21 protein-coding genes are annotated in these 21,189 nt (G+C 67.6%); 9 read left to right on the top strand and 12 right to left on the bottom strand.

What is annotated here, in order from left to right; translation table 11 throughout:
* Positions 1–4: 4 nt before the first annotated feature.
* From G5V65_RS13660 to G5V65_RS13645, 4 genes are all read left to right on the top strand, one after another.
* Positions 5–439: a DUF1499 domain-containing protein gene (locus G5V65_RS13660; RefSeq protein ID WP_165051066.1), complete on the top strand. Its 435-nt coding sequence runs from the start codon at positions 5–7 to the stop codon at positions 437–439.
* A gap of 77 nt (positions 440–516) precedes the next feature.
* Entirely contained in the window at positions 517–1,572 is a 1,056-nt protein-coding gene (prfA, locus tag G5V65_RS13655; protein WP_165051064.1) for a peptide chain release factor 1, read from the top strand.
* Positions 1,569–2,426: a peptide chain release factor N(5)-glutamine methyltransferase gene (prmC, locus tag G5V65_RS13650; RefSeq protein WP_165051062.1), complete on the top strand. Its 858-nt coding sequence runs from the start codon at positions 1,569–1,571 to the stop codon at positions 2,424–2,426. The genes prfA and prmC overlap by 4 nt, the downstream gene beginning before the upstream one ends.
* 247 nt (positions 2,427–2,673) lie before the next feature.
* Positions 2,674–3,540 carry a DUF4167 domain-containing protein gene (locus G5V65_RS13645; protein ID WP_165051059.1) on the top strand — a complete coding sequence of 289 codons (867 nt, stop codon included), beginning with the start codon at positions 2,674–2,676 and terminating at the stop codon, positions 3,538–3,540.
* Positions 3,541–3,597: 57 nt separating this feature from the next.
* Here the strand turns inward: G5V65_RS13645 and rsmA are convergent, their stop codons facing one another.
* The 6 genes from rsmA to lptF all read right to left on the bottom strand — a co-directional run bounded on the left by rsmA (position 3,598) and on the right by lptF (position 11,232).
* On the bottom strand, positions 3,598–4,437 hold the full coding sequence (rsmA, locus tag G5V65_RS13640; protein ID WP_165051057.1) for a 16S rRNA (adenine(1518)-N(6)/adenine(1519)-N(6))-dimethyltransferase RsmA: 840 nt from the start codon (positions 4,435–4,437) through the stop codon (positions 3,598–3,600).
* A 62-nt stretch (positions 4,438–4,499) separates the two neighbouring features.
* On the bottom strand, positions 4,500–5,471 hold the full coding sequence (gene pdxA, locus G5V65_RS13635) for a 4-hydroxythreonine-4-phosphate dehydrogenase PdxA (protein WP_165051055.1): 972 nt from the start codon (positions 5,469–5,471) through the stop codon (positions 4,500–4,502).
* Positions 5,472–5,488: 17 nt separating this feature from the next.
* Complete coding sequence (locus tag G5V65_RS13630) at positions 5,489–6,757, bottom strand: peptidylprolyl isomerase (RefSeq protein WP_165051053.1); 1,269 nt, start codon at positions 6,755–6,757, stop codon at positions 5,489–5,491.
* 47 nt (positions 6,758–6,804) lie between these two features.
* A complete protein-coding gene (locus tag G5V65_RS13625; RefSeq protein ID WP_165051050.1) occupies positions 6,805–9,009 on the bottom strand; it encodes an LPS-assembly protein LptD in 2,205 nt (734 codons plus the stop codon).
* A 1-nt stretch (position 9,010) separates the two neighbouring features.
* Entirely contained in the window at positions 9,011–10,108 is a 1,098-nt protein-coding gene (lptG, locus tag G5V65_RS13620; RefSeq protein WP_165051048.1) for an LPS export ABC transporter permease LptG, read from the bottom strand.
* Entirely contained in the window at positions 10,105–11,232 is a 1,128-nt protein-coding gene (gene lptF / locus G5V65_RS13615; protein WP_165051046.1) for an LPS export ABC transporter permease LptF, read from the bottom strand. The genes lptG and lptF overlap by 4 nt, the downstream gene beginning before the upstream one ends.
* 156 nt (positions 11,233–11,388) lie before the next feature.
* Here lptF and G5V65_RS13610 point away from each other — a divergent pair, with 156 nt between their 5' ends.
* Complete coding sequence (locus tag G5V65_RS13610; protein ID WP_165051044.1) at positions 11,389–12,861, top strand: leucyl aminopeptidase; 1,473 nt, start codon at positions 11,389–11,391, stop codon at positions 12,859–12,861.
* A gap of 7 nt (positions 12,862–12,868) precedes the next feature.
* Positions 12,869–13,327, top strand: coding sequence for a DNA polymerase III subunit chi (locus G5V65_RS13605; protein ID WP_165051041.1), 459 nt, complete (start codon positions 12,869–12,871; stop codon positions 13,325–13,327).
* A gap of 5 nt (positions 13,328–13,332) precedes the next feature.
* Here G5V65_RS13605 and G5V65_RS13600 read toward each other — a convergent pair whose 3' ends face one another.
* The 3 genes from G5V65_RS13600 to G5V65_RS13590 form a co-directional block, all read right to left on the bottom strand.
* A complete protein-coding gene (locus tag G5V65_RS13600) occupies positions 13,333–13,908 on the bottom strand; it encodes a retropepsin-like aspartic protease family protein (protein WP_165051039.1) in 576 nt (191 codons plus the stop codon).
* A 58-nt stretch (positions 13,909–13,966) separates the two neighbouring features.
* Positions 13,967–14,584 (bottom strand): MarC family protein, encoded by a 618-nt coding sequence (locus tag G5V65_RS13595; protein WP_165051233.1) that lies wholly within the window; start codon positions 14,582–14,584, stop codon positions 13,967–13,969.
* Between the two features lie 88 nt (positions 14,585–14,672).
* On the bottom strand, positions 14,673–16,523 hold the full coding sequence (locus tag G5V65_RS13590) for an ABC-F family ATP-binding cassette domain-containing protein (protein ID WP_165051037.1): 1,851 nt from the start codon (positions 16,521–16,523) through the stop codon (positions 14,673–14,675).
* Between the two features lie 255 nt (positions 16,524–16,778).
* On the opposite strand from G5V65_RS13590, the gene ndk reads away from it, so the two are divergent.
* On the top strand, positions 16,779–17,201 hold the full coding sequence (gene ndk, locus G5V65_RS13585) for a nucleoside-diphosphate kinase (protein WP_165051035.1): 423 nt from the start codon (positions 16,779–16,781) through the stop codon (positions 17,199–17,201).
* Between the two features lie 10 nt (positions 17,202–17,211).
* On the opposite strand, the gene G5V65_RS13580 is transcribed toward ndk, so the two are convergent.
* The 3 genes from G5V65_RS13580 to G5V65_RS13575 all read right to left on the bottom strand — a co-directional run bounded on the left by G5V65_RS13580 (position 17,212) and on the right by G5V65_RS13575 (position 18,145).
* Positions 17,212–17,553, bottom strand: coding sequence for a TfoX/Sxy family protein (locus G5V65_RS13580; RefSeq protein ID WP_165051033.1), 342 nt, complete (start codon positions 17,551–17,553; stop codon positions 17,212–17,214).
* Between the two features lie 83 nt (positions 17,554–17,636).
* On the bottom strand, positions 17,637–17,771 hold the full coding sequence (locus tag G5V65_RS22710) for a hypothetical protein (protein ID WP_277602955.1): 135 nt from the start codon (positions 17,769–17,771) through the stop codon (positions 17,637–17,639).
* 173 nt (positions 17,772–17,944) lie between these two features.
* Entirely contained in the window at positions 17,945–18,145 is a 201-nt protein-coding gene (locus G5V65_RS13575; protein WP_165051030.1) for a heavy-metal-associated domain-containing protein, read from the bottom strand.
* Between the two features lie 149 nt (positions 18,146–18,294).
* Here G5V65_RS13575 and G5V65_RS13570 point away from each other — a divergent pair, with 149 nt between their 5' ends.
* Positions 18,295–20,775, top strand: a complete 2,481-nt coding sequence (locus G5V65_RS13570; RefSeq protein ID WP_165051028.1) for a heavy metal translocating P-type ATPase — start codon at positions 18,295–18,297, stop codon at positions 20,773–20,775.
* Positions 20,772–21,164 carry a Cu(I)-responsive transcriptional regulator gene (gene cueR / locus G5V65_RS13565; RefSeq protein WP_165051026.1) on the top strand — a complete coding sequence of 131 codons (393 nt, stop codon included), beginning with the start codon at positions 20,772–20,774 and terminating at the stop codon, positions 21,162–21,164. The genes G5V65_RS13570 and cueR overlap by 4 nt, the downstream gene beginning before the upstream one ends.
* Positions 21,165–21,189: the final 25 nt, after the last annotated feature.

The raw sequence follows: 21,189 nt of genomic DNA, 5'->3' as shown, positions 1-21,189 counted from the left end.
CAGGATGGGCATGCTGCTTGGGCTTCTGGCCCTTCTGGTCGTCGGTTTCGGCCTCTATGTCCGCCTCGCGCCCTCTGATCCCGCGCGCTGGCATGTCGCCCCGCCGCCCGTCGACCAGCCCGATTGCGGCGTCGCGGCGGGCGAGGGCGATGCCCGCGCGGCCTGCCGCCTGGCGCTGCCGCCGGCAGAGGCTTTGGCGAAACTCGACGCCATCGCCACCGCCACCCCCCGCACCACCCGCCTTGCCGGATCGCCCGAAGAGGGGCGGATCACCTGGATCACCCGCTCGGCGCTTTGGGGTTTTCCCGATTACACCACCGCCGAGGCCGCCCCCGATGGCATCGGGACGCGCCTCACCCTCCATGCCCGCCTCCGCTTTGGCCAGAGCGACATGGGCGTGAACGCCGCCCGGTTGCAGGACTGGCTCTCAAGGCTCTGATGGCTTCATCTTGGCCCAAATACCCAAGACCCCTTCCCCCCCTTGACCGGCCCTGTTGAACGCGCCACAGAACCCGCATGGTTCCCTTGGACAAACTCGCCCAGATCACGCAACGCTTCGAATATCTCGAAGCGCGCCTGAACGCAGGCGCGGATCCCGCGGAAATCGCCAAAATCTCTCGCGAATACAGCGACCTGCGCCCTGTGGCCGACCAGATCGCCGCCTATCGCCGCGCCTTGGATGACCTGTCCGAGGCCGAAGCGATGCTGTCCGACCCGGAAATGAAGGCACTGGCCGAAGACGAACTCCCCCGCCTGCGCGCCCTGATCCCCGAGTATGAACAGGCGCTGCGCATCGCGCTTTTGCCCAAGGATGCCGCCGACGCCCGCCCCGCCATCCTCGAGATCCGCCCCGGCACCGGGGGCGAGGAAGCCTCGCTCTTCGCGGGTGACTTGCTGCGCATGTATCAACGCTATGCCGAACGTCAGGGCTGGCGGTTCGAGATCCTCGAACAGCAGCTTTCCGACCTTGGCGGGATCAAGGAACTGACCGCCCATATCCAGGGCGAAGGCGTCTTCGCCAAACTGAAATTCGAATCCGGCGTCCACCGCGTCCAGCGTGTGCCGGAAACCGAAGCCGGGGGCCGCATCCACACCTCTGCCGCCACCGTGGCCGTGCTGCCCGAGGCCGAAGAGGTGGATATCGACATCCCCGCAGCCGACATCCGCATCGACACGATGCGCAGCAGCGGGGCAGGGGGGCAGCACGTCAACACAACCGACTCGGCGGTGCGCATCACCCATATCCCCACCGGGATCGTCGTCACCTCGTCGGAGAAATCCCAGCACCAGAACCGCGCCATCGCCATGCAGGTCCTGCGCGCGCGGCTCTATGAGATGGAACGCGACCGCCAGGCCAATGAACGCGCGGCGGAACGCAAGTCGCAGGTCGGATCGGGGGACCGGTCAGAACGCATCCGCACCTACAACTTCCCCCAGGGCCGCCTGACCGACCACCGCATCAACCTGACGCTCTATTCCCTGCCGCAGATCATGGCGGGCGACCTCGACACCGTGGTGAATGCGCTCGTGGCCCATGATCAGGCAGAAAAACTGGCCGAGATGGAAGGATGACCACGGGGAACGAGGCCCTGCGCGCCGCCATCCCCCGGCTGGCCGCCGCAGGCATAACCGACGCCCCCCGCGACGCCCGCGCGCTCCTTGCCCATGCCGCAGGCATCGCGCCCGACCGCCTGACCCTGCACCTTTCCGACCTCCTCACGCCCGAGTCAGAGGCCGCCTTCGCGCAGGCCATCACCCGCCGCATGAACCGCGAACCCGTCAGCCACATCACCGGCACCCGCCTCTTCTGGGGCCGGTCCTTCCGCGTCACCCCCGACACGCTCGACCCCCGCCCCGAAACCGAAATCCTTGTGGAAACAGCGCTTTCCGAACCTTTCCTGAAATGCCTCGACCTCGGCACCGGGACGGGCTGCATCCTGCTCTCCTGCCTCGCCGGAATGCCCATGGCGCAGGGCACAGGCACCGACATCCACCCCGCCACCCTGACCGTGGCCGAGGAGAACGCCCGCGCCCTGAACCTCTCCACCCGCGCGCGCTTCGTCCTGTCGGACTGGTTCACCGCCATCCCCGGCCGCTTTGACCTGATCCTCTCCAACCCCCCCTACATCGCCGAAGAGGAAATGGCCGACCTCTCGCCCGAAGTCCTTCGCGAACCCCGCCGCGCCCTGACGCCGGGGGGCGACGGGCTGGATGCCTACCGCGCCATCGCCAAGGGCGCCCCGGCCCGCCTGATGCCGGGGGGGCGCCTGATGGTGGAAATCGGCCCGACCCAAGGCGCGCAGGTCGCCGCGCTTTTCGCCGCGCAGGGCCTGAGCGATATCCGCATCCTGCCCGATCTTGACGGTCGCGACCGCGTGGTCGCCGCCCGCAAACCGCAGGATGATACCGGCTGCGGCACGGCCTGATCTGCGGGAAATCGGCCACATTCCCGCGCCCAGCATGGGCAAAACCCGCCCGAACCACCGCAGGGCACCAGAATCAGCTTGTCATGCGCGCCCAAGAATGTTTAGTCGGGCACAGGTGACGGGGCCGGGCGCAGGCTCCCCTGCGCCTTAACTGCCAGACAGCTTGAACGCCTTCCGGTCCCGCAAGGGATCATCCGACCCGAAGGCGCTTCGCAGGAAAGCCAGGTCATCTGGACCAAAGGACAAGATGAGATCTTCCAAGTCCCGCTCGCGCAACAAGGCGAACCGCCCGCGCACCCTCGGCAACATCATCAACCGCGTCTTCGACAGCTCCGGCCCCGAGGGCAAGGTGCGCGGCACGCCGCAGCAGATCATCGAGAAATACCAGCTTCTCGCCCGGGATGCGCAACTGTCGAATGACCGCGTGGCGGCCGAGAACTTTCTTCAGCACGCCGAACATTACACCCGCATGCTGGGCGAGGCGCAGCGCGAGATGGCCGCCGAACAGGAAGAACGGCAGCGCCAGCAGCTAAGCCAGCAGGGCGGCGGCCAGAATGGCGGCTACCAGAACGGCAACCGCGATCGCGATGGCGGCAACCGCGACCAGTGGCGCGACCGGCAGGATCGTGGCGAGACGCGCGATTACCGGGGTGATGGCGACAGCACGCCGGGCGGCGCATCGGTGATCGAAATGGGCGAAGGCGGCGAGACGAACCTTGTCGAAACGCCCGAAGCGCGCCCCTTCCAGCAGCGCCGCGATGACCGGGGTGACCGGCAAGAGCGTGGTGACCGGCAAGAGCGTGGTGACCGGCAGGAGCGCGGTGAGCGCCAGGAGCGTGCTGACCGGCAGGAGCGGGGCGAACGGCAGGAGCGGGGTGAGCGCCGCGAATTCCGCCGGGATCGCGACCGCGACAACCGCCGCGACCAGCCCGCCAGCGCCGTGGCCGAGCCTGCGGAAAAAGCGGTAACGCCCGCAGCTGCGGCGCCGGCCCCGGCACCTGCAGCCCCGGCCCCCGAAACCGCGGCCGAGCCGCCTAAAAAGGCCCGCGCACCGCGCAAGCCCAAGGCGGAAAAGGAAAAGACCGGGTCCGATCCGGCCGAAGCGGCGGAATGATGCGCTGACGGCGCGATCAGGATTTGCAGAAAAGGCCGGGGGATTCCCCGGCCTTTTTCATGCCGAAAAGCCGCGCGCCAGCGCGCAGAACTTCTCCAGCGAAATCTCCTCGGCCCGTTGCGTGGGCGCGATTCCAGCCGCTTCAAGCCGCGCCTCGATATCCGGCGCCAGCGCCTTGAGCGAGGATCGCAGCATCTTGCGCCGCTGATTGAAGGCCATGGCGGTGATCCGGCTGAGGACCGCCCCGTCGGCGGGAAAGCGCGGTTCGGCCAGCCGCGTGATATGCACGACCGAGGAATGCACCTTGGGCGCGGGGGTAAAGGCTTCGGGGGGCAGATGCAGGACGATCTTCGCCTCGGCCCGCCACTGCACCAGCAGGGCCAGACGCCCGTAATGATCGGTTCGGGGCCGCGCCACGATGCGTTCGGCCACTTCCTTCTGGAACATCAGCGTCAGGCTTTCCCAGAAAGGCGGCCAGACCTCGGGCGTCAGCCAGCGGATCAGCAGTTCCGTCCCCACATTATAGGGCAGGTTCGCCACCACCCGCACGGGCGGCGTCAGATGCGACAGCACATCCACCTCCAGCGCATCCCCGTTGATGACCTCCAGCCGCCCCGGATAGGCGGCGGCCACCTCCTCCAGCGCAGGCAGGCAGCGCGCATCCTTCTCCACCGCCAGCACCCGCCGCGCGCCTTCCGCCAGCAGCCCCCGCGTCAGCCCGCCGGGGCCGGGCCCCACCTCCAGCACGTCGCAGGCCGACAGGTCGCCTGCCTGCCGCGCGATCTTGGCCGTCAGGTTCAGATCCAGCAGGAAGTTCTGCCCCAACTGCTTCTTCGCCACCAGATCATGCGCCCGGATCACCTCGCGCAAGGGCGGCAGCCCGTCGATCGTCGCCATCCCTGACCCGCCCTTTCATCTTGGACCAAATACCCCGGGGGGCAGGCCCCCGGTCCGGCGCGTCAAACCCCGCGCGCCGCCGCCATCTGTTGCGCCATCCGGAGCGCCGCCACAAGGCTGCCCGCATTGGCGATCCCGCGTCCAGCGATGTCATAGGCCGTGCCATGATCGGGCGAGGTGCGGATGAAGGGCAGCCCCAGCGTCACATTCACGCCCCCGTCGAAATCCACCGTCTTGATCGGGATCAGCGCCTGATCGTGGTACATGCAGACCGCCACGTCATAGCCCGCCCGCGCACGGGGATGGAACATCGTATCGGGCGGCATCGGCCCCCGCAGATCGAATCCTTCGGCCCGCAGCCGCGCGATCAAGGGGGCGATCCACTCCATCTCTTCCCGCCCCATCGCGCCGCCTTCCCCTGCATGCGGGTTCAGCCCCGCCACGGCGATCCGCGGGGCCGCGATCCCGCAATCCCGCCGCAATCCCGCATCGGTGATGCGGATCGTCGCTTCCAGCAGGTCCGGTGTCAGCGCCCCCGGCACTTCGGCCAGCGCGATATGAATGGTCGTGGGCACCACCCGCAATTCCGGGCAGGCCAGCATCATCACCACCCGTTCCACCCCGCCCAGATGCGCGAGGAATTCGGTATGCCCCGGAAAGGCGAAATCCGCCCCGTCCTTCAGCACCTTCTTGTTGATGGGCAGGGTGCAAAGCGCCCCCGCCTGACCGGCCTGCACAAGGCCGACCGCCCGCGCGATCACCTCGATCACCGCGGCCGCGTTGCGCGGGTCGGGCTGGCCGGGATGGGCGGGATGGGGAAAGGCATGGGGCAGCACCGGCAAGAGCGCGGGCGCCACCTCTGCCGCCTCGTCCGGGTGCGCGATCAGGTGAAAGCGGGCCTCGGGCGGCAGATGCGACGGATCGCCGATCCAGAAAAACGCCAGATCGCGGCCCAGTTCCGCCCGCGCCTTCAGCGCGATCTCGGCCCCGATCCCGGCGGGGTCGCCACAGGTCAGGGCGGTGGGCCGGGTCATGGAAGGGACGGGGGCGATCACCGTTCCTCGATGATCGCTTCCGAGCGCAACTCTTCCATGAAGGCTTCGGCCAGCGCCGTCAGCTGCTGGTTGCCCAACTGGTTGCGCAACGCCTCGCGGTCGACGGCGGGCTTGTCTTCGGCTGCCTCGGACTCTTCGGTGGTGACGGGGATCTCGGCCGCGGCGGGATCGGCTTCGGGGATCCCGGTGCGCAGGCAGAGCATGAGGAGTTCGTTATACCCCCCCCGGTTGCGCAGCACGCTTTCGCCCGGATCGAGCTTGGCCAGTTCCAGCCCGATATCCTGCGGCACCGCGCCCATCATCTGCTTGGTCACGCGCAACTGTTCCGCCGGCAATCCCCGCGCCAGCGGGTAGAGATCGCCGCAATCGTCGGCCTGCTGGCGGATCGTGGCGGGATCGAGGTTCGGGGGCAGGGCGAACTGGGCATATTCCACCTCGACTTGCGCGGGCATGGTGCTTTCCAGATCGCTGATCCCGTTCAACTGGAACAGCACCACGGCCTGGGGCACCACGATCGGATCGGAAACCTCGCCCGGCGACAGGGTCAGCACCTTCTGCACGATGGCGGGGGGCAGGTTGGTGATCGGGATCCAGTCCAGCCGCCCGCCGCGCCCGGCCGAAGGGGCCGCCGAATATTGCCGCGCGGCCGAGGCGAAGCTGGCCTCGCTGCCGGTTTCGGCCTTGATCGCCCGCGCCTGATCCAGCACCGGCGAGACTGCATCGCCCTGAACCGGGATGATCAGTTCCGAAAGCAGCACCTGCACCTGCGGGGTCTTGGCATTCTCGGCCAACGCCCTGTCGATCTGCGCCTCGGATATGCGGATCTGCTGGCCGAACTTGGACCGGACCACTTCGCGCCACAAAAGCCCGTTGGAGACGAAATCGCGGAAGGTTTCCGGCGCGATGCCTTCCTGGGCCAGCGCCTGGGTGAACTGTTCGGCATTCAGGTTCGCACGGGCGGCGAATTCCTCCATCCCCTCCTTCACCTGTTCGGCGGTGACAGAGATGCCCAGATCCTTGGCCGCCTGCGCGCCAAGCCTGTCGCGCATCAGCGCCTTGAGCGCCTCCTTCTCGGGGTCGCCCGGGGCGCGCAGGGCGCGCAGGAACAGCATGCGCTGTTCCATTTCGAAATTCGTCACGGTCTGGCCGTTGATCACCATGCGGGGTGCGAAGGGGCTGCCCTCCTGCGCCGTGGCCATGACGGCCCCCATGGCCGCAAGCGACACACCCAAAAGCGCCGCCCCGAGGGTTCGCGCTGCCTTCATCCGCGGACGATCCGTCATTCCCGTATCCCGTTTCCTGCCTTGCACCTTCATCGCCTGCACATGCGCGCCGGCCCCGCCTCGGTTCCGCCGCCAAAGCCAAGCAATTCGACCGATAGATCGACCGTCGTGCCTGGCCGCACAGTAGTGGATGACGTGAACCGACGCGAGAGAGAAAGATCGACGAGCAGACACTCGTTCTTGAAGCTGAGGCCGAAATCCGCGCTGCGATAGCTGTCGGCCTCGAAATCATAGCGGCCTGAGGCCGAAGCCTGCCAGCCCGGGCTGATCTGATAGCCGCCGCCGATGACCAGATCGGACACGGCATTGGCCCGGGATTCCGCCAGATCGGCGACGGACCAGATATAGCCGGTGTTCAGCCACAGGTCGGGGGTGGCATATTCGGCCAGCACCTCGCCCCGGGTCACCGTCAGATCGTCATCGGCGATGATCCGCCCGGCCAGATCAAGCCCGCCGGGCGTTTCCGCCGTCAGCGCGAACATCCAGTCCGAGGTGCTGCCGCTGAGGCCCGACGCGGTGGAGAAGGCGGCAACCGGATCCTCGCGGAAGACGCGGCCAAGGGTTGCCCCCATGGTCCAGCCTGAAGGATCAAGCCGCGTCCAGCTGACGCCCAGATTGGCGCGCAGGCCGGTTTCCACGACATCATTGCCGGGGAAGCGGTTCAGGGAAAAGAGGTTGGCCTCGTCGAATTCCACAAGGCGGCTGTCCTCGTTCGGCACGGTCGCGCCGTCATCATCGGACCAGACGATCTGCGCCACCGGTTCGATCACCTGCGAGGCCCCGCCCGATCCGGCCCGCAGCCAGGGCCAGCGGAACTCGACCGCTGCCGCGCCGGAAAGGCGGGTGTTGCTGCCGCCATAGGTGGCGTCGTCGCTGATGCGGAAGCTGTCCATCCGCACCTCGCCCAGGGCCGCGACCAGCAGGCCGCCCTGCGTGAGCCAGTCCTTGCGCCAGTCCGCGCCGATGGACAGGCGCTGCATGTCGGCACCTTCGGCGATGTCATCGGCATCCAGCCCATCCAGCGGGTTCGACGATTGCCGCGTATGGGTATGGGTGCCAAAGCGCAGCGTGCCTTCGCCCCCCAGACTGCCAAGCTGGAAGCGCCGGATATAGGTGGCGTCGGTCACCAGATAGGGCGTGGCCGAGGGGAAATCGCCCGCCCGCAGCGTATCGAAATTGATGATCCGGGCGGCGATGTATTCATCGCGGCGGACCCGGTCGATCTGGATCGAATTCGTCAGCCGGTCGGTATCGCTGATGCCGTAATCGGCCAGATAGGCATCGTCGCTGACCGCTTCGCCATGGAAGGCCAGCCGGAAATCGCGGGGCAGGCGGAACAGGCCGTCAGCCACCACATGGCCGCGGGTGTCATCCGGCTGGATCTCGTCGCGCGAGATGGCGCCGGACAGCACGATGCTGCCCGTCTCGAAGGCCTGCCGATAGCGCATCTCCAGCGTCTTGCCCCCCGCGGTGGTCAGCGTGGGCGAGAAGGTCAGGTCGCGCGACGGGCCGAGTGTCACGAAATAGGGGAGCGTCAGCCCGGTGCCCAGATCGGTGCGGTTGGTGAATTTGGGCATGAGAAAGCCCGTGCTGCGATCCAGCGTCGGATCGGGCACGCGCAGGCGCGGGATGTAAAGCACCGGCACACCCGCCATGCGCAACTGGGCATGGTCGAAATAGATCTGCTTTTCCTGCTGGTCATGCAGGATGCGCCGTGCCCGGATTTCCCACAGCGGCGTCGGGCTGCCTTCGCAGATCCGGCAGCTTGAGGCGATGGCATTGTCCAGTTGCAGATAGCGCCCCTCGCTGCGCACCATCTGCGAGGCGGCCATCTGCAACTGCTGGTTCAGCACGACCCGCGCGCTTTGCAGGATGCCTTCGGTCAGGTCGGCGGCCAGTTCGGCCTGGGCGCTGACGATGACAGTGGTGCCTTCGGCATCGGTCAGGCGGATCGGCCCTTCGATCGTCAGGCGGTCCGCCGTCTGGTCAAAGACGATGCGCTGCGCGGTCAGGCGGCGGCCCTGATAGAAGACCTCGACGGATCCTTCGGCGATCAGCCGCGTATCCGCCGCGATTTCCAGCCGGTCGGCGATCAGCGTCGCCGCGTCCTGCGCCATCAGCCCGCCCGGCGCGGCCGAGCCGAGCAGCGCCGCCACCGACAGGGCCAGCATCAGGGGGCGTATCGCCGCGAAACGGCGGGGCTTGCGACGGCGGAAATCCAGATGGCGGGCCATGTCAGCCATCCTCCAGATGCAAGAGCAGGCCCAGCGCCATCATCGTGGCGGCCACCGGGGGCGCCCATGCCGCCAGTGCGACGGGGATCTGCCCGTTCTCGCCCAGAACCTGCGCAAAATTGCGCAGGAAGAAGATGGCAAAGCCGCTCAGCACGGCCAGCAGCACCAATATACCCGTCCGGCCAAAGCGCGCATGGCGCATGGTGAAGCCCGCCGCGACAAGGACCATGGCCGCCAGCAACAGGGGCTGGGCCAGTTCCATCTGGAACCAGACCTGATGGTTGCGCGCCGAAAAGCCTGCCCGTTCAAGCCCGGCGATGTATTCCGGCAGCGACCAGAACGGGATCGCCGAGGGCGAGCCGAAACTGTCGCGGATGCCTTCCCGCGTCAGATCCGAAGGAATGGTCGTGCCATCGGCCAGGCGTTCCGCCGTCTGTTCCGGATTGGTCGAGGTCAGATCCCAGCGCTTTGCCCCGGTCAGTTGCCAGGCCCCCGGGGCAAGGATGGCCTGACGCGCCTCGATCCGGGCGGCGGGCAGGCCGGTTTCATCCATCAGAAGGAAGGTCACGCCAAGCAGTTCCGTGCCGTCGGCGTTGGACCGTTCGGCCTGGATCACCGTCTGGCCGCCGGCATCCCCCTGGCGCAGCCAGAGGCCGTTGGCCGTGACCGAAAGCACGCTGGCCCCGGCATTGGCGATGCGGGCCTGCGCGCTGTCATGCAGCTTGATCGTGGCCGCGACCAGCGGGTTCAGCACCGCCACCGCCACCAGCCCGCAGGCCAGCGCCGTCAGCACAGGCGCGATCAGGAAGCGCAGCCCGGACCGGCCCGCAGCGCGGACCACGACAAGTTCGCTCGATCGCGCCAGCGCCATGAACAGCGCGATGGCGGCCAGAATGATGATCAGCGGAAGGATGCGATACAGGCTTTCCGGCACGTTCAGCGCGGCCAGTTGCAGGGCCGACAGAAGGCCCGCATCGCTCTGGTTCAGGCCGCGCAGCTGGTCGATCGTGTCGATCAGCAGCATGATGCCGAAGAACACTCCCAGCACCACCGCGAAAGAGGCAAGGAACCGCCGCGCGATGTAAAGGCTCAGCGTCATGCCGCCGCCCCCCCGCGCAGGCGCCGCCGCGGGCTTTGCGCCAGATGCAGCAGCAGCGCGGCAATGCCCAAGCCCGCCAGCGGGGCGGCATAGACGGCGGGCCAGAGCCGCGCATCGCGCAGCGCGGTTGCCGCGCCCGACGTGTTCAGCAATTGCAGGAAGATCAGGATCATCACCGCGCCCAGGATCTGCCGCCACAGGCCAAAGCGGCTGAAGGCGCCGATCAGCAGGGTGGCAAAGCCCACCATCGCCGCGGCCGTGCTGAGGAAGGGCTGCGCCAGGCGGCTATGCACTTCCTGCAGGGCGGCGGCCCTGTCGGCCCCGCTGCGGGCCAGCAGGGTTTCGGGATCGGTCGTCAGGATGGCGAGGGTGGTCAGGTTGTCGATGGGGATCAGCCCGGCCTGCCCGCGATCCAGCATGCCGCCCAGATCATAGGTCACATCCGAAAACCGCGTGATCGACAGGCTTTGCCTGTCATCCCGGGTGATCGTCTGGGCGATGCCGTCGAACATCAAGAGCTTCGGCCCCGTCTCGCCCCGCGCCAGAAGCGCCTTGCGCGCGGTATAGGTCGTGCGCTCCACCTCGCTGCGGTCATCGGCAAGGAAAAGATCGCGCAACTCGCCTTCGGGGGTGATTTCCCGGATATAGATCGTCACGCCCGCCGCCGGGTGCATGAACTGCCCTTCGTTCAGGTAGCGGGCGGTCACGTTCTCGGACAGGGCGGCCTCGCGCTCGGCCAGCATGGCACCGCTCCAGGGCACGAGAAGGTTCATCAGCACCAGATGCAGCGCCGTGACGATGGCCCCGAAATAGAGGACAGGCCGCGCCAGCCGGAAGGCCGAGAAGCCGGTCGCCTGCATCACCACAAGCTCGCTTTCCTGGGTCAGGCGGTTGGTCACGAAGACCGCCGCGGCAAAGGCCGCAATGGGCAGGACCAGACGGATGACATTGGGCAGCATCAAGAGCGAGAGTTCCAGAAAGACCAGTGCCGAATGGCCATCGCCCAGCAGCCGGTCGAACAGGCCGACAGCCCGGTTCACCCAATAGACAGACACAAGCACTAGGGCAAAAAACCCGAAGAGCGCAACAAGTTGCGACAGCAGATATCTGTCGAATCTCGACACGCCGGTCAGGCCCCCACATTCCTTCTTGCCGGGAAACTATCGGAATTCCCCGGCGGGGAAAACTCATATCTGGTCAATCCCGGGCAGGAGGGATAGCGTTTTGGCATCTTTGCGCCTTCGGTCCGAAATCGGCGCAGCTTCCCGGAGATTTCCGCAATGACGCATCCTGTTCCCATCCATTTCCGCCCCGTCGATCTGGACGCCCTGCCGCGGATCACGGGCCGTATCGTGGCCTTTGCCGATGGCCCCACCGGCCTGACCCCGGCCCTGCGCCGGCTTGACCGGCTGACGCGCGGCGCCGTGGGGCGCATGCTGAACAGCGAGGCTTTCGACAAGCTGAAACCCGGCGAGGCGGTCGATCTGGCCTGGCCTTCGGGGCTCTTGGCCGATGCGCTGCAGATCGTGCGCCTGCCGCGGCGCGCCGATATCGGCAAGGCGCGCAAGGCGGGGGGGACCATTGGCCGCGCGCTGACGCCTGCGGGAACCACGGTTCTTGCCGAAGGCCATGCGATGGCGGCCGAGGTCGCCTTCGGGATCGCGATGCGGGCCTATGATTTTTCTGCCCACAAGACCGGCGAGCGCAAGGATCCGGGCCATGTCGCCTTCATGGTGGCCAATCCCGAAGCCGTGGCCGCGGCGGCGGCACCGGGGGCGGCGGTTGCGGAAGGGGTGTTCTTCACGCGCGATCTGGTGAACGAACCGGCCAATATCCTGACCACCCATGATTTCGCGGCCCGTCTGGCGGCGATGCAGGAACTGGGGCTGGATGTCGAGATCCTGGAAGAGGACCAGCTGATGAAGCTGGGCATGGGCGCGCTTCTGGGGGTGGGGCAGGGATCGGAATGCCCGTCGAAGGTTGTCGTCATGCAATGGCATGGCGGCGCGCGGGGCGAGGCGCCCTTTGCCCTGGTGGGGAAGGGTGTCGTCTTCGACACGGGCGGCATCTCGATCAAGCCCGCCGCCGGGATGGAAGAGATGACGATGGACATGGGCGGCGCGGGCGTGGTGGCGGGCGTGATGCGCACGCTGGCCCTGCGCAAGGCGCGGGCCAATGTCGTGGGTCTTGTCGGGCTGGTGGAAAACATGCCCGACGGGCGCGCGCAGCGCCCGGGCGATGTGGTGCGGTCCATGAAGGGTGACACGATCGAGGTGATCAACACCGATGCCGAAGGCCGCCTCGTGCTGGCCGATGTGCTGTGGTATGCGCAGGAACGGTTCAAACCCACCGGCATGATCGACCTGGCCACCCTGACGGGGGCGATCATCATCGCGCTGGGGCATGAAAACACGGGCGTCTTTTCCAACAACGACGATCTCTGCAATGCCTTCCTCAAGGCCGCCAAGGCCGAGGGCGAGGGGGCATGGCGCATGCCCATGGGCGATGCCTATGACGCCAAGCTGAAATCCCGCATCGCCGACATGATGAATGTGGGCGGGCGCGACGGCGGGGCGATCACGGCGGCGCAGTTCCTGCAGCGCTTCGTGAAACCCGAAACGCCCTGGTGCCATCTGGACATCGCGGGCACGGCGCTTTTGAAATCCGACAGCACGCTTGCCCCCAAGGGGGCGACGGGCTGGGGGGTGATGGCGCTGGATCGGCTGATCCGGGACCGGTTCGAGGCGAAGTGAGGCCGCCATGGGCGTGGTGATGTTCTATCACCTGACGCGATCCTCGGCGGATGAGACGCTGATGATGCTGCTACCGCGCGCGCTGCGGCAGGGCTGGCGGGTGATGGTGCGCAGCAGGGATGCCGACGCCCTTGCCCGGCTGGATGCGCAACTCTGGCTGACCGAGGCGGATCCCTTCCTGCCGCATGGCCTGCAGGGCGGGCCGCATGACGCGGATCAGCCTGTGCTGATCGGCCCCGGCCCCATCGCCAATGGGGCAAGCGGCCTGTTCCTGCTGGACGGGGCCGAGACCACCCCCGAAGAGGCCCGCCCGCTGGAGCGGGTCTGGCTGCTGTTCGACGGGGGCGATGGCGCGCAACTGGCCGCGGCGCGGCAGAAATGGAAGGCGCTGACCGAGGCGGGATTGCCCGCGCAATACTGGTCCGAGGAAAGCGGCCGATGGGAGAAGAAGGCCGAAAAGGGCTGATCCGCCTATCGCCGCAGGATCATCCGGTCGCCCGCGATCTCGACCCGGTAAAGCGAGAGGTAATCCATGCCCAGGAGCGAGTCGGACATTTCGCCCTGATTGACCCAGGCCGGGAAATCCTGATCGAGATGGGGGCCAAGCGCGACCTCGGGCAGGCGGATGCGGGCGGTGCGGACGATGCCATTGGCCGTCTGGGCCGTGCCGATATAGACAAGATCCTGCGTGTCGATGCCCAACCGCCGCGCATCGCGATCCGACAGCACCATGTTCGTGGCGCCGGTATCGGCCATGAAGCGGATGGGCGTTCCGTTGATGTCCAGCGTCAGGTAGTAATGCCCGTCCTCGGCGCGCGGCACCTCGATCTGGCCTGCCTGCGTCAGGATCTGCTGCGGGGCGATATCGGTGCGCAGGTCGTTCCACAGGCCGTAACCCGCCATCACGCCGATGAAGATCAACCCCCAGGCCAGGGCGGTGCGCAGCGCCTCGCCCATGCGCTTGCGGTATTCCACGATCACCCAGCCGCCCACCGCCACAAGCAGCAGCGTCAGATAGAACAGGCGGCCTGTCGTTTCGGCATCCATTCCGGGGGCGACTCCTTTCCGCCTATCCAATATGGGGGGCGTGGCGCGGGATGGAAGATCAGCCGATCAATCCGGTGCCCTTGACCCCGTCGATGACGAATTGCACCGAAAGCGCGGCCAGCAGCATGCCGAGAAGGCGGGTGATCACGATGGTTCCCGTCCGGCCCAGCAGCCGCTCCAGCGGTGGCGAGGCGAGGAGGAAGACGAAGGTCGTGAGCAAGACCAGCGCCAGCAGCGCCAGGACGGAAACCGTGCCCGGCCAGCCGGGCGCCTGACCCACCAGCAGGATCACGGTGGCGATGGCCCCCGGCCCGGCGATCAGGGGCGTGGCCAGCGGAAAGACCGACGGATCGTGATCCGGATCGGTCTTCTGGCCCTCGCGGCGCTGGGTGCGGCGTTCGAACAGCATGTCGAGCGCGGTGAGGAACAGCAGGATCCCGCCCGCGATGCGGAAGGCGGGCATGGAGATGCCGATGAAGCCAAGGATGGCCTCGCCCGCCAGCCCGAACAGCAACAGAAGCCCCCCCGCGATCAGGCAGGCGCGCAGGGCAAGGCGGCGGCGGTGATCGGCATCCATTCCCTGCGTCAGGGCGATGAACAGCGGCACCAGACCCGGCGGGTCGATCACCACGAAAAGCGTGGCGAAGGCGGTGATGAGGAAGGCGGTTTCGGGCAAGGTCATCCTCTGGTCCGGGCTCCGGTCCGGGCCAGCCTAGGGGCTTTGCCGGATTCTGGCCAGCGGCTTGGCATGGGACGGTGGGGGATCAGCCGGTGGCCTGGTCCAGCTTTTCCTGCGCCGTCAGCCAGAGGGATTCGGCGCGATCCAGCCCCTCCATCACTTCGGCATATTTGCGGTTCCAGGTTTCCAGCTCGCCGATGCGGGCGGCCTCGTAGAGGGCGGGATCGGCCAGCTTGCTGGCCAGCTTGTCGCGCATCTCGTTCAGCTTGGCGAGGCGGTCTTCGCACTTGCGCAGGTCGGCGCGCAGGACGAGGATGTCGTCACGGCTGGCTTTCTTTTGTTTTTCAACGGGTTTCGCGGCGATCTTCGTGTCTTCGTCGCCCGAAAGCAGCATCTTACGATAGGCTTCCAGATCTTCGGTATAGGGCGTCACCGCGCCGCCCTTCACCAGCCAGAGCCGATCCGCCACCAGCGACAGAAGATGCATGTCATGGCTGACGAGGATCACCGCGCCGGGATATTCGGTCAACGCCTCGACCAGGGCTTCGCGGCTTTCCATGTCGAGGTGGTTGGTCGGTTCGTCCAGGATCAGAAGATGCGGCGCGTCGATGGTGGCCAGAAGCAGCGAGAGCCGCGCCTTCTGCCCGCCCGAGAGGCGGCCCACCACGGTTTCGGCCTGATCCGCCATCAGCCCAAACCCGGCAAGGCGGGCGCGCAGGCGGGGCTGGCCTTCGTCGGGGCGGAGGCGCTGAATATGTTGCAGGGGTGTTTCGTCGATGTGCAGTTCATCGACCTGGTGCTGGGCGAAGTAACCGATCCTTAACTTCGATGACCGCGTGAAACGCCCTTCCATCGCTGGAAGTTTGCCTGCCAACAGCTTGGAAAGAGTGGATTTTCCCTCACCATTCCGGCCCAGCAGGGCGATGCGGTCGTCCTGATCAATCCTTAACGAAAGCTTCTTCAGGATGGGCGGGCCGCCATAGCCGACGGCGGCCCCTTCCATGTTGATGATCGGCGGCGACAGTTCCTCGGGCGCCGGGAAGGTAAAGACCACGCGCTTGGCATCTTCGGGCGCGGTGATGGGCGTCATCTTTTCCAGCATCTTCACCCGGCTTTGCGCCTGAACGGCCTTGGATGCTTTTGCCTTGAAACGGTCAACGAAGGATTGCAGATGCGCGCGACGCGCCTCCTGCTTTTTCGCCTCGGCCTGCAGGACGGCGCGGCGTTCGGCCATCTGCCTTGCGAACTGGTCGTAAGGGCCTGTCCAATAAGTAAGTTTCCGCTGATCCAGATGCAGGATCCCCTGCACGGCGCGGTTCAGAAGGCCCCGGTCATGGCTGATGATGAGGACGGTATGGGGGTATTTCTGAAGGTAGGCCTCAAGCCAGAGCGCGCCTTCGAGATCGAGATAGTTGGTCGGTTCGTCCAGAAGCAGAAGATCGGGCTGCGAAAACAGCACGCCCGCCAGCGCGACGCGCATCCGCCAGCCGCCCGAAAAGGCCGAGCAAGGCATCAACTGCTGTTCGGAATCGAAGCCTAACCCCTTGAGAATGCTGGAGGCGCGGCCCTCGGCCGACCAGGCGTCGATATCTGTCAGGCGGGCCTGGATTTCGGCGATGCGGTGGGGGTCGGTCGCGGTTTCGGATTCGGCCAGAAGGGCGCTGCGTTCGGTATCGGCCTGCAGGACAGTATCGAGAAGCGAGGTTTCCGACGAGGGCACCTCTTGCGCCACACCGCCGATGCGGGCGCGCGAGGGCAGGCTGACCGACCCGCCCTCGAGTGCAAGTTCGCCGCGTATCAGCCTGAAAAGAGTGGTTTTTCCCGCGCCATTGCGGCCCACGAGGCCGACCTTGTGGCCGGTGGGAATGGTGGCGGAGGCGGCCTCGAACAGGGGGCGGCCTTCGACGGAATAGGTGATGGCGTCGATGCGTAACATGGCGCAGGGCTTGCCCTATGGGCGGCGCGGCGTCAACGGCGGGCTTGGGGGGAGGTGTGGTTGCAGGTGTTCAGCAGCGCAGTGCAGCAGCGCAGTGCAGACGGGCGTATGCACGCAGCGCGCGGGCATTTAGCGCTTTGTTGAGGGGCGGCTTTTCATTGTTACAGGCCCATGCTAGGTGCGCCGCACATGAATTCCGGCGCGGGGATCCCCCACGCGGCCCAGAAAACAGAACCCAGAAACGGAGTGGCCACAATGGCAATCGAACGTACCCTGTCGATCATCAAGCCCGATGCGACCAAGCGCAACCTGACCGGCAAGATCAACGCCAAATTCGAAGAGGCGGGTCTGCGCATCGTCGCGCAAAAGCGCATCCATCTGAGCATGGCGCAGGCCGGCCAGTTCTATGCCGAACACAAGGAGCGCGGCTTCTACGGCGAGCTGTGCGAATTCATGGCCTCCGAGCCGGTGGTGGTGCAGGTTCTGGAAGGCGAAGGCGCGATCCTGAAGAACCGCGAAGTGATGGGCGCGACCAACCCGGCCAATGCCGCCGATGGCACGATCCGCAAGGAATTTGCCCTGTCGGTGGGCGAGAATTCGGTGCATGGCTCCGACAGCCCGGAATCGGCCGCGCGCGAGATTTCCTTCTTCTTCTCGGGTCTGGAAATCGTCGGCTGATCCACGGGGATCAGCGGCGGCGTTCCACGACGCCCAAGGCATCAAGGGCCGCTTCGATTTCGGAGCGGCCCTTTCCTTTCGCCCCGGCCTTGATCGCATCGAAGCGCAGGCGGAGGGCCTTCTTTTCCTCGCCCTGGCAATCGTTCCAGGGGCGGCCCTGCAATCCCATGACCAGCACGTAATAGCCGATGAAATGCGGCGCGGTGCCGCTTTCGAGCAGGCGGCGATAGGATTCGTCAGGGCCGAGTTCGCGCAGCGTCTCGGCGCTGTGGATCCCGGCGCGGGCGAAGGCGGCCTCGGTCGCGGGGCCGAGATTGGGGATCGAGGAGACGGGGGTGGAGGTGGTGGGCATGGCGGGTGAACCCTGAAACGCAACAGGGCCAGCCTAGCGGCTGGCCCTGTGTGTTGGAAGGGGCTGGGGTCGATCCGTTCGGATCAGATCGAAGCCCAGTCGCGGAAGATCGGGGTGGACCCTTGCTGTTGCTGGGTGGACCCCTGGGATTGGTCCTGCTGCTGTGCGGGGGTGTTGGAGCCGCCCTGCTGCGGTGTCGTCGTCGGTTTCCTGGCCATCTTTCCTGCTCGCTCTGGCACTGTCAGCATTCGCCTTCCCTTTATCTGAGCGCGGAAAGGGACCGCGGCAAGACAGGGGCAGGGCGAATTTGCGACGCGCTACAGCGGCTGTGCGACATTTGCAACAGGCGATCGCGCAGGCGTGCCGCGCCGTGACGCGATGTGACGTTGCGTCAGCCGATGGCGGTGGCGGGAAAGCCCACTTCGTCCAGCGCGCGGATCAGCCGGTCGGGGCTGGCCGGGCCGGTGGCGGTGGCGGTGCGGCTGGCCAGATCGACGCTGATCTGCCCAGCATCGCCCAGCGCGCCAAGGGTGGATTCGACCGTGGCCTTGCAATGGCCGCAGGTCATGTCGGGGATGGAAAGGGTGGTCATCTGGTCTGGTCCCTGAACTGTCTTGCCGTGATCTGAGGCTTCCAGCGGGGGGAAGGTCAAGCGCGGAGTTGCCGCAGGGCGCATGCGGTTGCAGGGGTTGACCTTCCCGTGACTGGAAGGATTATCTGGGATCGTGGAAGGAGAGTTCCATGACCGGATCCACCACAACCGCCCCGAACCTGACCGAGGCCGACAGCCCGCCCGCGGGCAGCCCGGCCCCCGCCCGCGATGCGCCGCCCGCGCGGCAGGTGCGCTTTCGGCTGGAGGGGATGAGCTGCGCCTCTTGCGTGCTGCGGGTGGAGCGGGTGCTGACGGCGCTGCCGGGGGTGGAGCGCGCGGTGGTCAACCTGTCGACCGAGACGGCGGATGTGGCGTTCCACGCCCCTGCCGCGCCTGCGGCGATGGCGGCGGCGCTGGCCAGGGCGGGTTACCCCGCGCGCGAGGCGGCGGTGGTTCTGGGGGTGGAGGGGATGACCTGCGCCGCCTGCACGGGCCGGGTGGAGCGGGTGCTGCGTGCCCAGCCGGGCGTGAAGGAGGCGGTGGCCAATCTGGCGCTGCGGCGGGCGACGGTGACGCTGTGGGAGGGCGGGGCCGCGCCAGAGGCGCTGGCCGCGGCGGTGACACGGGCGGGCTATGCGGCAGCACCCCTGGCCGAGGCGAAGCGTCACGATCCGGCTGAGGAGGTGCGCGGTCTGGCGCGCGAGACGGCCTTGGCGGGGGCGCTGACCTTGCCGGTCTTCGTGGTGGAGATGGGGGGGCATCTGGTGCCTGCCTTTCACCATTGGCTGATGGGGGTGGTGCCCATGGCCCAGCTCTGGCTTGCGCAGTTCGTGCTGGTGACGCTGGTGCTGCTGGGGCCGGGGCGGCGGTTTCTTTCCAAGGGGATCCCGGCGCTGCTGCAGGGCAGCCCGGACATGAATTCGCTGGTGGCGGTGGGGACGGGGGCGGCCTGGGCCTATTCCTCGGTCGTGACCTTTGTGCCTGCGCTGGTGCCCGCGGCATCGCGCGCGGTCTATTTCGAGGCGGCTGCGGTGATCGTGGTGCTGATCCTGCTGGGCCGCACGCTGGAGGCGCGGGCGCGGGGGCGGGCGGGGGCGGCCATCGCGCGGCTGGTGGGGATGCAGCCCCGGGTGGCGCGGCTGGAGGACGGGCGCGAGGTGCCGGTCGCCGCGCTGGTGCCGGGGATGCGCGTTCTGGTGCGGCCCGGGGAGCGGGTGGCGGTGGATGGCGCGGTCGTCTCGGGCGCGTCGGCGGTGGACGAGTCGATGCTGACCGGCGAGCCGGTGCCGGTGACGAAGCACGCGGGGGATGCGGTCACGGGCGGCACGGTGAACGGGACAGGCGCGCTGGTTGTGGAGGTGCGGGCGGTGGGGGCGGCCACGGTGCTGGCGCGGATCGTGGCGATGGTGGAAGAGGCGCAGGGGAGCAAGCTGCCGGTGCAGGCGCTGGTGGACCGGGTGACGCTGTGGTTCGTGCCGGTGGTGATGGGGATTGCCGCGCTGGCCTTTGCGGGCTGGATGGTCGCGGGGCAGGGCGTGGCGGCGGCGCTGGTGGCGGGGGTGTCGGTGCTGATCATCGCCTGCCCCTGCGCGATGGGGCTGGCGACGCCGGTGTCGATACTGGTGGGCACGGGGCGGGCGGCGGAACTGGGCGTGCTGTTCCGGCGGGGCGAGGCGCTGCAGCGGCTGGCAGAGGTGCGGGTGGTGGCCTTTGACAAGACCGGCACGCTGACGGCGGGCAAGCCCGTGGTGACGGATATGGTCGGCGCGGATATGCTGGCCGAGGCGGCGGCGGTGGAGGCGGGATCGGAGCATCCGCTTGCCGCGGCGGTGCTGGACGAGGCGGCGGCGCGGGGGGTGGTGCTGCCGGAGGCGGAGGGGTTCGCGGCGGTGCCGGGCTATGGGGCGCGGGCCGTCGTGGGCGGCGCGGTGGTTGCGGTCGGGTCGCAGCGGATGTTTGCCGAGGTGCCTGCGGACCTGTCGGCGGCGGCAGAGCGGTTGGCGGGCGAGGGGAAGGGGCTTCTTTTCGTGGGCGATGCGCGGGTGGCGCGCGGGTTGATCGCGGTGGCCGATCCGGTGAAGCCGCAGGCGCGGGCGGCGCTGGGGGCCTTGCGCGGGTTGGGGCTGCAGGTGGCGATGGTGACGGGGGACAATGCCGTGACGGCGGGCGCGGTTGCCGCGCGGCTGGGGCTGATGCCAGAGGAGGTGCAGGCGGGCGTGCTGCCCGAGGGCAAGGGGGCCGCGCTGCGCGCGATGGGCGCGGGCGTGGCCTTTGTGGGCGACGGGATCAACGATGCGCCGGCGCTCGCGGCGGCGGATGTGGGGCTGGCGATGGGGACGGGGACGGATGTGGCGATCGAGGCGGGGGATGTGGTGCTGATGTCGGGCGATCCGCTGGCGGTGGTGGATGCCCTCCGCGTCAGCCGCGCCACGATGCGCAACATCCGCCAGAACCTGACCTGGGCCTTCGGCTATAACGCCGCGCTGATCCCGGTGGCGGCGGGGCTGCTGGTGCCCTTCGGCGGGCCGCAGCTTTCGCCGATGCTGGCCGCCGGGGCGATGGCGCTGTCTTCGATCTTCGTGCTGGGGAACGCGCTGCGCCTGCGCGGGGTGAAGGGGGCACGGGCATGAACATCAAGGATGTGGCCGAACGGTCGGGCCTGCCTGCAAAGACCATCCGCTATTACGAGGAGATCGGGCTGATCCGCCCGCTGCGGGGTGCGAACGGCTATCGCGCCTTCCGCGAAAGCGACCTGCACAAGCTGGCCTTCATCGGCCGGGCGCGGGGCTTGGGCTTTACCATCGAGGAATGCCGCAGGCTGCTGGCCCTTTATGAGGATCGCGCGCGCGCCAGCGCCGATGTGAAGGCCCTGGCCGAGGCGCATCTGGAGGAGATGGAGCGCAAGATTGCCGAATTGCGCGCCATGCAGGCGACGCTGCGCGATCTGGTGCGGGGCTGTGCGGGGGATGACCGGCCCGATTGCCCGATCCTGACCGGGCTTGCCGGGGGCTGCTGCTGAGGGCTTTCGTCCCGCGCCGACCCAT

Origin of the sequence: Paragemmobacter kunshanensis, assembly GCF_011059185.1 — a bacterium.
Taxonomy (GTDB): domain Bacteria; phylum Pseudomonadota; class Alphaproteobacteria; order Rhodobacterales; family Rhodobacteraceae; genus Paragemmobacter; species Paragemmobacter kunshanensis.
Note: the sequence above shows the minus strand (reverse complement) of the source record. Positions and strands in the feature narration are given on the sequence as shown.